The 14,630-nt window shown below is 41.1% G+C and carries 14 protein-coding genes and 1 other annotated feature; all 14 genes read right to left on the bottom strand.

Annotated elements, in window-relative coordinates; all coding sequences use genetic code 11:
• Window positions 1–90: 90 nt before the first annotated feature.
• The gene (fusA, locus tag BUB87_RS13000; RefSeq protein ID WP_073346338.1) at window positions 91–2,160 is read right to left on the bottom strand and encodes an elongation factor G; all 2,070 of its coding nucleotides are present in this window, start codon (window positions 2,158–2,160) and stop codon (window positions 91–93) included.
• Between the two features lie 27 nt (window positions 2,161–2,187).
• A complete protein-coding gene (gene rpsG, locus BUB87_RS12995; protein WP_073346336.1) occupies window positions 2,188–2,658 on the bottom strand; it encodes a 30S ribosomal protein S7 in 471 nt (156 codons plus the stop codon).
• Between the two features lie 13 nt (window positions 2,659–2,671).
• The gene (gene rpsL / locus BUB87_RS12990; RefSeq protein WP_073346334.1) at window positions 2,672–3,046 is read right to left on the bottom strand and encodes a 30S ribosomal protein S12; all 375 of its coding nucleotides are present in this window, start codon (window positions 3,044–3,046) and stop codon (window positions 2,672–2,674) included.
• A gap of 63 nt (window positions 3,047–3,109) precedes the next feature.
• Window positions 3,110–3,364 (bottom strand): ribosomal L7Ae/L30e/S12e/Gadd45 family protein, encoded by a 255-nt coding sequence (locus BUB87_RS12985; protein ID WP_073346332.1) that lies wholly within the window; start codon window positions 3,362–3,364, stop codon window positions 3,110–3,112.
• Between the two features lie 51 nt (window positions 3,365–3,415).
• Window positions 3,416–6,934, bottom strand: coding sequence for a DNA-directed RNA polymerase subunit beta' (rpoC, locus tag BUB87_RS12980; RefSeq protein WP_073346330.1), 3,519 nt, complete (start codon window positions 6,932–6,934; stop codon window positions 3,416–3,418).
• Window positions 6,935–6,980: 46 nt separating this feature from the next.
• Window positions 6,981–10,715 (bottom strand): DNA-directed RNA polymerase subunit beta, encoded by a 3,735-nt coding sequence (gene rpoB / locus BUB87_RS12975; RefSeq protein ID WP_073346328.1) that lies wholly within the window; start codon window positions 10,713–10,715, stop codon window positions 6,981–6,983.
• Window positions 10,716–11,036: 321 nt separating this feature from the next.
• Window positions 11,037–11,414 carry a 50S ribosomal protein L7/L12 gene (rplL, locus tag BUB87_RS12970; RefSeq protein ID WP_073346325.1) on the bottom strand — a complete coding sequence of 126 codons (378 nt, stop codon included), beginning with the start codon at window positions 11,412–11,414 and terminating at the stop codon, window positions 11,037–11,039.
• A 25-nt stretch (window positions 11,415–11,439) separates the two neighbouring features.
• Window positions 11,440–11,961, bottom strand: a complete 522-nt coding sequence (rplJ, locus tag BUB87_RS12965) for a 50S ribosomal protein L10 (protein ID WP_073346324.1) — start codon at window positions 11,959–11,961, stop codon at window positions 11,440–11,442.
• 28 nt (window positions 11,962–11,989) lie between these two features.
• Window positions 11,990–12,131, bottom strand: a sequence feature (ribosomal protein L10 leader region).
• 54 nt (window positions 12,132–12,185) lie between these two features.
• The gene (gene rplA / locus BUB87_RS12960; RefSeq protein ID WP_073346321.1) at window positions 12,186–12,887 is read right to left on the bottom strand and encodes a 50S ribosomal protein L1; all 702 of its coding nucleotides are present in this window, start codon (window positions 12,885–12,887) and stop codon (window positions 12,186–12,188) included.
• Window positions 12,888–12,941: 54 nt separating this feature from the next.
• On the bottom strand, window positions 12,942–13,367 hold the full coding sequence (gene rplK / locus BUB87_RS12955) for a 50S ribosomal protein L11 (RefSeq protein ID WP_073346319.1): 426 nt from the start codon (window positions 13,365–13,367) through the stop codon (window positions 12,942–12,944).
• Window positions 13,368–13,393: 26 nt separating this feature from the next.
• Window positions 13,394–13,918: a transcription termination/antitermination protein NusG gene (nusG, locus tag BUB87_RS12950; protein ID WP_073346316.1), complete on the bottom strand. Its 525-nt coding sequence runs from the start codon at window positions 13,916–13,918 to the stop codon at window positions 13,394–13,396.
• A 35-nt stretch (window positions 13,919–13,953) separates the two neighbouring features.
• A complete protein-coding gene (gene secE, locus BUB87_RS12945; RefSeq protein ID WP_073346314.1) occupies window positions 13,954–14,151 on the bottom strand; it encodes a preprotein translocase subunit SecE in 198 nt (65 codons plus the stop codon).
• 47 nt (window positions 14,152–14,198) lie between these two features.
• Window positions 14,199–14,348, bottom strand: coding sequence for a 50S ribosomal protein L33 (gene rpmG, locus BUB87_RS12940; RefSeq protein ID WP_073346311.1), 150 nt, complete (start codon window positions 14,346–14,348; stop codon window positions 14,199–14,201).
• Window positions 14,349–14,536: 188 nt separating this feature from the next.
• Window positions 14,537–14,630, bottom strand: a 94-nt coding sequence (locus BUB87_RS12935; RefSeq protein WP_200792841.1) for an EF-Tu C-terminal domain-related protein, incomplete at its 5' end; no start/stop codon positions are given.

Below are 14,630 nucleotides of genomic sequence, written 5' to 3'. Positions count from 1 at the left end.
TCGTCTTCCCATGATCAACATGCCCTATCGTCCCTATATTTACATGGGGCTTCGTTCTCTCATAACGTGCTTTTGCCATCTCTTTTCCTCCTATCTATCTTTTAATATTTGGTCAGCAATATTTTTAGGTACTTCTTCATAATGGTCAAACTGCATTGTATACGTACCGCGTCCCTGGGTCCTTGACCTCAAATCTGTAGCATATCCAAACATCTCGGCAAGCGGCACGTATGCTCTTATAACCTGAGCACCAGCTCTGGGCTCCATACCCTCAATTCTCCCTCTTCTGGAATTAATATCTCCCATTATATCGCCCATATACTCTTCAGGCACTACAACTTCAACCTTCATAACAGGTTCCAGAAGAACAGGATCTGCTTTTTTCATACCATCTTTAAATGCCATAGATGCAGCAATCTTGAAAGCCATGTCCGAAGAGTCTACTTCATGGTATGAACCATCGAATAAAGTAACACTTACATCTACAACTTCGTATCCTCCAAGCACACCGCTTTGCATGGCTTCCTGCACACCTGCATCGACCGCAGGTATAAACTCTTTGGGGATTACACCACCGACTATCTTATTCACAAACTCATAGCCCTGGCCTCTTTCTCTTGGTGCCAGTTCAAGCCATACATGTCCATACTGTCCATGTCCACCAGACTGTCTTATAAACTTGCCTTCTACTTTTACCGGTTTCTTGATAGTTTCTTTGTACGCAACCTGTGGCTTTCCGACATTGCATTCGACTTTAAATTCGCGCTGCAATCTATCTACAATAATCTCTAAGTGCAACTCACCCATACCTGCTATTATGGTCTGTCCCGTTTCCTGATCCGTATATGTTCTAAATGTAGGATCTTCCTCTGCTAATTTCTGCAATGCAATAGCCATCTTCTCCTGGGCATCTTTAGTCTTAGGCTCAATAGCCACATGTATAACAGGGTCTGGAAATTCCATGGACTCCAGCACAATTGGGTGTGCTTCATCGCAAAGGGTATCGCCTGTTGTAGTGTCTTTCAAACCTACAGCAGCTCCAATATCGCCCGTGTACATCTCCGGCAATTCAGAGCGATGGTTTGCATGCATCTGCAATATCCTTCCGATACGCTCTCTTTTGCCTTTCGTCGAATTATACACATACGTACCTGACTTCAGTGTGCCAGAATAAATCCTTATAAATACCAGTTTTCCTACAAAAGGATCTGCCATTATCTTAAAAGCCAGAGCAGAAAGCGGCTCATCATCGCTTGCCCTCCGCTCAACCTCTTCATCGCTATCGGGCAACATGCCTTTTACTGGTGGAATATCAACAGGTGACGGCAAGAAATCAACTACTGCATCCAATAAAGGCTGCACACCTTTATTTTTATAAGCAGAACCGCACAAAACAGGGACAAGTTCCACATTTATAGTCCCTTTTCTTATAGCCGCAATGATCTCTTCGTTAGTAAGCTCTTCTCCTTCTAAATACTTCATCATCAGCTCTTCATCTTGTTCGGCTGCAGCTTCTACCAGCTTCACCCTATACTCCTCAGCCAACTCTTTCATATCGTCAGGAATTGGCTGCTCCTCTATAACCGTACCAAGGTCATCCTCATAAATGAGCGCCTCCATCTTTATCAGGTCCACTATACCTTTAAAAGTATCTTCTTTCCCTATAGGTAATTGAATGGCAACCGGATTGGCATTCAATCTCTTTTTTATCTGATCTAACACGTTATAGAAGTCAGCACCCATTATATCCATTTTATTGACAAAGGCAATCCTTGGCACATGATATTTATCGGCCTGCCTCCACACCGTTTCAGACTGAGGCTCAACGCCTCCCTTAGCACAAAATACAGCAACAGCACCGTCCAATACTCGCAATGACCTTTCAACTTCTACAGTAAAGTCCACGTGTCCAGGCGTATCGATAATATTAATCTTGTGCCCTCTCCATTGGCAGGTTGTAGCGGCTGATGTAATAGTTATACCTCTCTCCTGCTCCTGCTCCATCCAGTCCATCGTGGCAGTGCCTTCATGAACTTCGCCTATTTTATGAACTTTTCCTGTATAAAACAGTATTCTTTCTGTAGTAGTTGTTTTACCGGCGTCAATATGAGCCATTATCCCTATATTGCGAACTTTCTCCAATGGGAACTCTCTAGGCACAACAATCCTCCTTTCCACCGATACATACTACCATCTGTAGTGTGCAAATGCCTTATTTGCTTCTGCCATTTTATGCGTATCTTCTTTCTTTTTCACGCTGGCACCTGTATTGTTTAAAGCATCTAATATCTCTGCAGCCAATTTTTCTTGCATATTTCTGCCTTTTCGCTCTCTCGCGTATTCCACCAGCCATCTTATGCCCAACGACTGCCTTCTCTCAGGCCTTACTTCCATAGGCACCTGATATGTGGCACCGCCTACCCTTCTAGGCCTTACCTCGAGAACAGGCATCACATTATTTAACGCCTCTTCAAAAACCTCCACAGGATCCCTTCCTGTTCTCTCTCTAATTATATCAAACGCACCGTATACAATTTTTTGAGCCAGGCTCTTTTTGCCATCGTACATGGTCTTATTAATAAGTTTCGCAACCTTATAACTACCATAAACGGGATCCGGAAGTGTCGAATGGCGCCTTTTATAACCCTTTCTCGGCATCCATTTCCCTCCTTTATTTTTTTGGTTTTTTCGCACCGTATTTGGATCTGCCCTGGAATCTGTTGGCAACTCCTGCAGCGTCAAGGGCTCCTCTTATTATTTTATACCTTATACCAGGTAAGTCTTTAACCCTTCCTCCTCTAACCAGCACTACTGAGTGTTCCTGCAAATTGTGCCCTATACCAGGAATATATGCTGTAACCTCCACTCCATTTGTAAGTCTTACCCTTGCCACTTTTCTGAGGGCGGAGTTGGGTTTCTTCGGTGTTATAGTCTTTACAACCGTACACACACCTCTTTTTTGCGGATTGCCTTGAAGCGCCGGAGAATCGGATTTTTCAGCAATCTTTTTTCTTGCTTTCCTTACTAACTGATTTAATGTTGGCATCCATCACACCTCCTTCCAAGTAAAAGCTATCAACAAAAATTACCCCGTATGGGGTAATTTTTGTTATTTCAATACAGCAATAGATGCTGCACCCACATCTATACCGCATAATTCCCCTAATTCCTTCATAGTATCTATATACAGGATATTTATATCTTTCTCTTTACACAATTCTATAATTTTATCTACTACATGATTTTCAGCATCTCTTGCTATATACACTTCTTTAGCAAGACCCGCCTCAATTGCCTTTCTTGTTTGTTTAGCACCTATTGCCAGCTTTGCATTCTTTAACAACCGAAGTGGCTGATCAGACATTTATTATATCCTCCCTCGCAATTTACACACTTAGATATTGTACCACCTCGTTTATTGTCTGTCAATATCATTATCCGCATTTGTCTTTATATTTATATTTCTATACCTGGACAATCCCGTACCTGCCGGTATAAGCTTTCCTATAATTACATTTTCTTTTAAGCCAATGAGCGGGTCTAATTTTCCTTTTATAGCCGCATCTGTCAAAACTCGCGTGGTCTCCTGGAACGACGCAGCTGACAGGAAAGAATCTGTAGCTAATGCTGCTTTCGTTATACCAAGAATTGTCGGTTTTGCTACTGCTTTTCGGCCACCTTTTTCTTCGACTTTTTTATTTACATCGTTAAACTCATTTATATCTACAAGGCTTCCCGGCAAAAAGTCAGTATCGCCTTCATCTTCTATTCTAACCTTTTTTAACATCTGCCTTATAATAATCTCTATATGCTTATCGTTGATTTCAACGCCCTGTAGCCTGTATACCCTCTGTACCTCTTGAAGTAAATACGTTTGAACAGCTTCTACTCCTTTTATACGCAAGATATCATGCGGATTTATTGAGCCCTCTGTTAATTCATCTCCCGCCTCTACAACCTGTCCATCTGTCACTTTTAACTTTGCACCGTATGGTATTAAATATGTCCTGGAATCAGGTATGTCATTGTTAGTGACCACAACTTCTCTTTTTTTCTTCGTCTCATTGATTTTTACAACACCCGAGATTTCAGAAATAATCGCAAGTCCTTTTGGCTTTCTCGCTTCAAAAAGCTCCTCAACTCTGGGAAGACCTTGGGTTATATCTGCTCCTGCAACACCACCCGTATGGAAAGTCCTCATGGTAAGCTGTGTTCCCGGCTCGCCTATGGCCTGAGCAGCTATTATACCTACAGCTTCTCCTATATTTACGTGATCACCTGTCGCCAGATCTCTTCCATAACACTTTGCACAGATACCATGTCTTGATTTGCAAGTAAGCACAGATCTAATTTTCACTCTATTTATTCCTGCCTTGATAATCCGTCTGGCAGCGTCCTCATCGATTTCCTCGTTTTTAGCCACCAATACCTCACCGGTCTCAGGATGTATTATATCCTCTGCCGCTGTTCTGCCAATTATTCTGTCTTCAAGTTTTTCGATTATTTCATTGCCATCTCTAAAATCAGAAACGTAAATACCGTCCTCCGTCCCACAATCTTCTTCTCTTATTATTACATCTTGACTCACATCAACCAACCTTCTGGTAAGGTATCCAGAGTCCGCTGTTCTCAGCGCCGTATCGGCAAGACCTTTACGAGCTCCATGAGTAGATATGAAAAACTCGAGGGATGTCAATCCTTCTCTGAAATTAGATCTTATGGGCAATTCTATAATTCTACCTGAAGGATTGCCCATTAAGCCTCGCATACCCGCCAGCTGCCTAATCTGATTTTTGCTGCCTCTGGCACCAGAATGCGCCATCATAAATATCGGATTGAATCTGTCAAGATGGTTCATTAACGCCTCTGTAACTTCCTCTGTCGCCTTATTCCATGTATCAATAACCCTTTCATATCGCTCCTCGTCGGATATCAAGCCTCTTCTAAAAAGCTTTTCTATCCGCTCTACCTCTTTTTCAGCTTTTTCCAGGATTGCAGGCTTTTCCTCAGGTATTTCAATATCCGATACACTTACGGTTATAGCCCCTTTGGTAGAATACTTATATCCCAGCGCTTTTATATTATCAAGCACTTCTGCTGTTTTGGTGGGACCATATTTCCTATAACAACGATCCAGGATAACTCCCAGCATCTTTTTATCCACGAGAAAGTCGATTTCAAGTTTAAACTGATTCTCTGGCTTACTTCTATCTACAAAACCTAAATCTTGAGGTATAGCCTCATTAAAAATCAACTTCCCTGGTGTTGCATCAATTATTCCATATTTTACTTCGCCATCTATTTCTTTTTTGACACGTACTTTTATTTTAGCATGAATTCCAATTTCACCTAACTGATATGCCATCAAAGCTTCTTCAACAGAAGAAAATATCTTACCTTCGCCCTTTTCTCCATCTCTATCGCCTGTTAAATAATAACATCCCAGGACCATATCCTGTGTTGGCACCATAACAGGTTTGCCGTCCTGCGGCTTCAAAATATTGGTGGCAGCCAACATCAAAAATCTGGACTCGGCTTGAGCCTCTACAGAAAGAGGCACATGCACTGCCATCTGATCTCCGTCAAAGTCAGCATTATAAGCTGTACACACTAACGGATGGAGTTTAATAGCTCTACCTTCTACCAACACAGGTTGAAATGCCTGTATACCCAACCTGTGAAGTGTAGGAGCCCTATTTAATAGAACAGGGTGATCCTTTATAACTTCTTCCAGTATGTCCCACACTTCAGGTCTTACTTTTTCCACCATTCTCTTTGCGCTCTTTATATTATGAGCAAGACCTTTATCTACAATCTTCTTCATAACAAATGGCTTAAAGAGCTCTAATGCCATTTCTTTAGGCAAGCCACATTGGTATAGTTTCAATTCAGGACCTACTACGATAACCGAACGCCCCGAATAATCAACTCGCTTTCCCAGAAGGTTTTGCCTGAAACGCCCCTGTTTACCTTTAAGCATATCAGATAGAGATTTTAGTGGCCTATTGCCCGGACCGGTTACAGGCCTCCCTCGCCTGCCATTATCTATAAGCGCGTCTACGGCTTCCTGCAACATGCGCTTTTCGTTCCTGACTATGATCTCTGGTGCACCCAGGTCTAAAAGTCTTTTCAACCTATTATTTCTATTTATAACCCTTCTGTAGAGATCATTTAAATCAGATGTTGCAAACCGGCCTCCATCCAGTTGGACCATTGGCCTTAAATCAGGCGGAATGACAGGGATTACATCCAGTATCATCCATTCCGGCCTGTTTCCCGACCTCTGAAATGCTTCCACAACTTCTAATCTCCTCAATATCCTTATGCGCTTTTGCCCGGTACTATTCTTCAACTCAGCTCTGAGCTCTTTTGAGAGGGCATCAAGGTCTATTTCCTGAAGCAACTCTTTTATAGCCTCAGCTCCCATCCCTGCTCTAAACCTTGCACCGTACTTTTCCAGATTTTCTCTGTATTCTTTTTCGCTGAGAACCTGTTTTTTGACAAGCGGAGTATCTCCGGGATCAATCACCACATATGCTGCAAAGTATAATACCTTTTCCAATGCTCTCGGCGACATATCCAGTATTAATCCCATTCTGCTAGGTATTCCTTTAAAATACCATATATGAGACACCGGAGCGGCCAGCTCAATATGTCCCATGCGCTCTCTACGGACCTTTGATCTGGTAACTTCAACGCCGCATCGATCGCATACTACACCTTTATACCTTATCCTCTTGTATTTGCCACAATGGCACTCCCAATCTTTAGTGGGTCCAAATATCCTCTCACAAAACAACCCGTCTCTTTCAGGTTTTAAAGTTCTATAATTTATCGTTTCTGGCTTTTTTACCTCACCTCGTGACCATTCCCTTATCTTTTCCGGTGAAGCAAGCCCAATTCTTATTGCATCAAAGTTTTGTAAAATATCCATTAAGGAGTTTCTCTCCTTTCTTTAACTTCTTTATTTATATTCACTTTTAAATATCGCTGCCAAAATCATCATCCAAATAAGTATCATCTAATTCGTGTTCGTCAGGGAGCTCTATTTCATCAATGTCCACATTAAAATCAAAGTCTTCATGTTCGTCGCCTTCATTTTCTTCCTCTTCTTCTACATTCTCTTCATAATCCTGTCTGGTCATATCTCCCAGTTCTTCGATATTTATCTTCAATTCTTCTACGTCCTCATCATCTTCTTCAAATTCTTTGAGCGATATTTCCTGATTATTTTCAGTCAAAACTTTTACGTCGAGAGCAAGGCTCTGGAATTCTTTTATAAGCACCTTAAATGATTCAGGTATACCTGGCTCTGGCACGTTTTCACCTTTTACAATTGCTTCATAAGTTTTCACACGCCCTATGGTATCATCGGATTTTACAGTTAAGATTTCTTGTAGTGTATGAGCTGCTCCATACGCCTCTAAAGCCCATACCTCCATCTCACCGAATCTCTGTCCACCAAATTGAGCCTTGCCACCTAATGGTTGCTGTGTAACAAGAGAATAAGGACCTGTAGATCTGGCATGCATTTTATCATCAACCAGGTGGTGCAGTTTTAACATGTACATATACCCTACTGTTACCTTATTATCAAAATATTCTCCTGTCCTGCCATCGCGGAGCTGGATCTTCCCATCAGGGGTATAACCCGATTCTATCAACAATTCCTGTATCTCTTCCTCTGTAGCCCCATCAAAAACCGGCGTTGCCACATACCAACCTTTAGCTTTTGCCGCAAGCCCTAGATGCACTTCTAGCACCTGGCCGATGTTCATACGCGACGGAACACCTAATGGGTTTAATACGATCTCCAACGGTGTGCCATCAGGCAAAAATGGCATATCTTCTTCCGGCAATATTCTTGATATAACTCCTTTATTGCCGTGGCGCCCCGCCATCTTATCGCCCACAGATATCTTTCTCTTTTGAGCCACATAAACTCTTACCAATTCATTAACGCCTGGCGGCAATTCATCATTGTTTGCTCTGGTGAAAATTTTAACATCAACCACTATTCCCGACTCGCCATGGGGAACATGCAGTGAGTTATCCCTGACCTCCCTGGCTTTTTCGCCAAATATGGCCCTCAGCAACCTTTCCTCTGCTGTTAACTCCGTCTCACCCTTTGGCGTAACCTTGCCAACCAGTATGTCACCTGCACTTACTTCTGCTCCTATCCTTATTATGCCTCTTTCGTCGAGGTTCTTTAGCGCATCCTCACCCACATTAGGTATATCCCTGGTTATCTCTTCCGGACCAAGCTTGGTATCTCTTGCCTCAATTTCATACTCCTCAATATGAATAGATGTCAATATATCTTCTTTAACCAGTTTCTCGCTTATCAATATAGCATCCTCATAGTTGTAGCCTTCCCACGGCATAAATCCAACCAGGATGTTGCGTCCCAGGGATATTTCCCCTTGATCAGTAGAAGGACCATCCGCTATGACATCACCTTTTACGACCCTCTGGTTTTTTCTTACTATTGGCCTCTGATTTATACATGTCCCCTGGTTAGATCTTTTAAACTTTAATAGTTTATATCTATCCGTTCCTCCGTCATCCCGTTTTATTACTATTTCATCAGCAGTAACTCTTGTTACAACACCGCTGTTTTTGGCAATTACGACAGCACCAGAATCCACTGCCGCTTTGTATTCCATACCCGTGCCCACGATGGGGGCTTCTGGTACCAGCAATGGTACAGCCTGTCTTTGCATATTCGCGCCCATCAATGCCCTGTTAGCATCATCATTTTCTAGGAAGGGAATCATGGCAGTAGCCACGGATACAATCTGTTTAGGTGAAACATCCATAAAGTCAACTTTAGAGCTGGGTACAACTACGATATCTTCCTTTAACCTGGCTGTAACCCTTTCGTTGATAAAGTGCCCTTCTTCATCCAGAGGCTCGTTGGCCTGTGCTATTATATACTCATCCTCCATGTCTGCTGTCATATAAACTATTTCATTGGTGACAATCCCCTTTTCTTTGTCCACTTTCCTATAAGGCGCTTCTATAAAACCGTACTCATTGATTCTGGCATAAGTAGCTAACGCGCCAATCAACCCTATATTTGGGCCTTCAGGCGTCTCTATAGGGCACATCCTGCTGTAATGGGAATGGTGAACATCTCTTACTTCGAAACCGGCTCTATCTCTGCTCAACCCACCCGGTCCTAAAGCACTCAATCTCCTCTTATGAGTCAACTCCGAGAGAGGATTGGTCTGATCCATAAACTGTGATAATTGGCTGCTGCCGAAAAACTCTTTTATAGCCGCTGCTACAGGTCTCGTATTGATAAGGGTGCTGGGTGTGACCACATCCATATCCTGTATGGTCATTCTCTCTCTTATGACCCTCTCCATTCTCGCCATGCCTATTCTAAATTGATTTTGCAGCAACTCGCCTACTGCCCTAAGCCTTCTATTACCCAAATGGTCTATATCGTCCACATTGCCTACACCTTCAAATAAACCGAGATGATAACTAATAGACGCTATTATGTCGTCAACTGTTATGTATTTTGGTATAAGCTCTGACATCCTGTTATTAATTTCATTAATGATATCTTCCTCTGTATCATTAGTCGCTAAGATGTCCAGCAACACGGGCAAATATACCCTTTCTTTTAAATTCAATTTACTTTTATCAATAGGTATCCTATACGTATTGATATCAACAGTATTGTTGCCAATAACTTTAACCACTTTATCATCAATCTTTATTTCTACTGCATTTATACCTATATCCTGAATAAAGCGAGCCTTTTCTCTTGATATAATCTCATTTTCATCAACGATTAACTCATCTGTTAGCGGATCCACGATTTTTTTAGCCGCCCTATATCCCATGATTCTAGATGCAAGAGACAGCTTTTTATTGAACTTGTACCTGCCAACCCGCGCCAGATCATATCTTCTGGGATCAAAATAAAGTGAATTCAAAAGCGATCTGGCACTATCTACTGTTGGAGGTTCCCCCGGCCTCAACCTCTTGTATATTTCTAACAAAGCCTCTTCCTGATTCTTTGTACCATCTTTATCGATAGTGGCTTTTAATCTTTCGTCTTCTCCAAATAAGCCTATTATCTGTTCATCCGTTCCAAAACCAAGAGCCCTTATCAAAACCGTTATAGGCATCTTTCTGGTTCTATCTATCCTCACAGAAATAACGTCGTTAGAATCAGTTTCATACTCAAGCCATGCACCTCTATTAGGAATTAAAGTCGCAGAATACAGCTTTTTACCAGTCTTATCAATTGTCACCCCATAGTACGCACCAGGAGACCTGACCAGCTGTGTTACTATAACCCTTTCTGCACCATTAATAATAAAGGTCCCATTTTCGGTCATAAGCGGAAAATCGCCCATGAATATCTCCTGCTCATTAATTTCTCCTGTTTCTTTGTTAGTAAGGCGTACTTTGACTCTCAGTGCCGTAGAATAAGTGGTATCGCGTTCTTTTGCTTCTTCTACAGTATACTTTGGGGTTTCATCCAGGGAATAATCCACAAATTCCAGAATCAAGTTGCCAGAAAAGCTCTCGATGGGGGACATATCTCTTAAAACTTCTCTGAGTCCTTCGTCCAAAAACCATTGATACGAATTTTTCTGTACTTCTATAAGGTTAGGCATATCTATTACTTCGTCGATCTTAGAAAAACTCATTCGTTCTTTTCTACCCATCTTCACAGGATGTACCTGCACCATTAAATTATCACCCCTTATAATTTAAAAGGAAATTTATGTTACATAGATAGGATATAATTCATATTATTTATTTTCTCCGAAACAGGGAACAAATATTCAAAAAATTATTTTAAAATTTACCTCATACGAATGCATTTAAATATTTTATCATTCATTTGTATATATGTCAATATATTTTTAGTAATCTTAATCTTGCGTTTTGCAATATTTGTATCAAAACAACTTTGTAAATATTGTAAATTGTTTATTGAAGTTAATTGTAGCAACATAATAATAAAGAGGTACGCCTTTTCAGCATACCTCTTTATGCAATCAGATAAATTATTTCAGCTCTACAGTTGCTCCAACTTCCGCAAGTTTTGCCTTTATCTGTTCGGCTTCTTCTTTGCCAACGCCCTCTTTTAAAGGCTTCGGTGCGGAATCTACAAGGTCCTTCGCCTCTTTGAGGCCTAAGCCTGTGATCTCTCTTACAACCTTTATAACCTTTATCTTTTCGCTTCCCACATCTTTTAGTATCACGTCAAACTCTGTCTTTTCCTCAGCTTCAGGAGCAGCAGCAGCACCAGCAGCAGGTGCAGCAGCTACAGCAACAGGTGCGGCAGCGCTGACGCCAAACTCCTCTTCTAATGCTTTTACCAATTCTGCCAGTTCCAACACAGTCATATTTTTTATAGCTTCCAAGATTTCCTCTTTATTCATTTAATCCTACCTCCTAAATATTTTTTTATGCAGCTTTTTTCTCTTTAATAGCATTCAGAACATACACAAAATTGCGCAAAGTAGCGCTAAGCACTCCAACAAAGTTGGCTATAGGAGCATTCATCGAGCCCAAAACCTTCGCTATCAACTCTTCTTTTGGCGGCAGTTTCGCTAAATTTATAATTTCATCTACTCCAATAATATTGCCTTGCAATATGCCAACTTTAAATTTAAAATTCTCGTGATCTTTAGCGTAATTGTACAAAACCTTAGCAGGAGCTACAGGATCCTTAACTCCCAAGGCAAGAGCTGTAGGACCTTCTAAATATGGCAGCAATCCTTCATACCCAAGTTCTTTTGCCGCAATGCTCAGCAATGTGTTTTTTACGACTTTGTACTCTACACCCGACTGCCTCAATTCTCTCCTCAATTTTGTGTCCTCTTCTACATTTATGCCCTTATAATCTACGAGAATAGCCGCCTGTGCAGTCGAGAGTTTTTCTTTGAGTTCCTGCACTATCTGGGCTTTTTCAGCTTTGTTTAGCAATCAAACACCTCCTCCCACGCTATTTATGCGACAATTAATAAAAGGCCCCCCGTAGACACAGTGAGGCCTTTTATACTTCTCTTTAACTTCTCACAACCTCGGCAGGCGAGATTTTATAATCTCTTTAAGCATAAATCACCTGCTGTCTACGGTTAAGCTCTTATTAACTTGTCTCAAACGCTTGAACGAGTGTATTTTAACACGCCATAGCCGCTCTGTCAATATCATCTTTCTGTGGCTCTTGCCGGGTTAACCTTAACGCCCGGACCCATTGTAGATGAAAGCACGATGCTCCTTATATATTGGCCCTTTACCGCCGCTGGTTTTGCCTTCACAACCGCATCATATAAAGCGATAAAATTATCTGCAAGCTTATCGACGCCAAAAGACTTCTTACCAATAGGCACATGAATAATCGCTGTCTTATCAACCCTGTATTCTATTTTACCTGCCTTTATTTCGTTTACAGCTTTACCTACATCAAATGTAACTGTACCTGCTTTGGGATTGGGCATCAGCCCTTTTGGACCCAATATCCTACCTAATCTACCTACTGCCCCCATCATGTCAGGCGTAGCAACGACAACATCAAAGTCCAGCCAGTTTTCATTTTGTATCTTATCTATGAGCTCTTCTGCTCCTACATAATCGGCACCAGCTTCTTCAGCTTCTCTAGCCTTATCTCCTTTTGCAAATACCAATACCTTTTTAGATTTGCCTGTACCATGAGGAAGAACCACAGTACCCCTCACCTGTTGATCGGCATGGCGAGGATCAACTCCCAATCGTATTGCGAGGTCGATAGTTTCATCGAATTTCGCCTTTGCGGTCTTCAACACCAAATCTAGAGCCTCTCCAAGGCTATACAATTTACTTCTATCAATAAGCTTCAGACTTTCTTGATAAGTTTTACCTCTCTTTGCCATCTCAGCATTACCTCCTTGTGGTTATAGCGGATATTTCCTCCCACACAAATCTTATCAATCTACTATTTCTACGCCCATACTTCGAGCTGTACCTGCCACCATTCTCATAGCCGCTTCAATGCTGCCAGCATTTAAATCCTGCATTTTTAATTCAGCAATCTCTCTTAACTTCTCCTTTGACAGCTTTGCAACCTTTTGCTTATTAGGTTGAGGTGATCCCGATTCTATACCACACGCCTTTTTAATTAAGACCGATGCAGGTGGAGTTTTTGTTATAAAGCTGAATGACCTGTCAGCATACACTGTAATGACAACAGGTATAATCAAACCTGCCTGGGAAGCAGTCCTCTCATTAAACTCTTTACAAAATCCTACTATATTAACACCATGTTGACCCAACGCAGGTCCAACCGGTGGAGCTGGTGTAGCTTTTCCCGCTGGTATCTGTAACTTAACTACTGCTGCTACTTTTTTTGCCATACTAACACCTCCTAATTATCTGTTCTTTATACTTTTTCTAGCTGATCAAAATTCAATTCTACAGGAGTCTCTCTCCCGAACATCGACACAAGAACCTTTACCTTTCGCTTTTCAGTATCGATATCCTGTACTATACCTATAAAATTCTCTAATGGTCCAGATATGACTTTTACGCTATCATTCACCTTTAAATCTATAGCAGGAAATACATCTTTGATTCCCAGGGCTTTCACTTCTGCGTCAGAAAGCGGTACGGGTTTTGATCCTGGACCCACAAATCCAGTCACTCCCCTGGTATTTCTGACCACATACCAGGTGTCATCATTCATTATCATTTTTATCAATACATAACCCGGAAAAGTCTTTCTTTGAACCACTTTTTTCTTGCCATCTTTTATCTCAATGGACTCTTCCACAGGAACTACAATATCAAAAATTTTATCATAAAGTTTCCTATTCTCCACCATCTTTTCGAGATTTGTCTTCACTTTATTTTCATAACCTGAATACGTATGGATAACGTACCACCTGGCTTTATTCTCTTCACCCATAACTTAAAGGGCCTTTTTAAAAGGTCCTACCTCCCTTATACTCCTAATATTTTTCTTAATAAGAAAACAAAAAGCGAATCGGCTAACCAGAATATTAGAGTCATAGATGCAATTAACACAAGTATAAGCGTCGTGTACTGGGTAACCTGTTCTCTGGTGGGCCATGTAACTTTTTTCATCTCAGCTTTTACCTCACGGTAAAACTTCATTATACCTTTTGTTACATCTGCCATATCAACACATCCTTAAATATTATTACCAAATATATCATTATTATAATTCATTTTGTCTCTTTATGGACAGTATGGTGTCTGCAAAATCTGCAGTATTTTTTTAATTCTATTCTATCAGGATCATTCTTTTTATTTTTTGTCGTATTATAATTCCTATGATGGCATTCAGTACACTCCAGCGCTACCTTAACTCTCATCACATACACCTCCTACTGCATCGTCTCACTATATATCCAATGCAGAGTCATATCCGCTATTATACATTTACTTATTTAATCTAACATAAAACAGAATTATTGTCAATATAAAATCGCAGGGCCTATTAAACCGGCCCTGCTCATTTTTCACCTATTTGCAATGCATACTTCATATAATAAACTATCCATCACTCTATTATAGAAGCGACTGTACCAGCTCCTACAGTCCTTCCGCCTTCCCTTATAGCAAACCTCAATCCCTCTTCTATCGCTATCGGCGTT

This window comes from Caldanaerobius fijiensis DSM 17918 (assembly GCF_900129075.1).
GTDB classification, from domain to species: Bacteria; Bacillota; Thermoanaerobacteria; order Thermoanaerobacterales; family Caldanaerobiaceae; genus Caldanaerobius; species Caldanaerobius fijiensis.
This window is presented reverse-complemented; position numbering and strand designations above follow the sequence as displayed.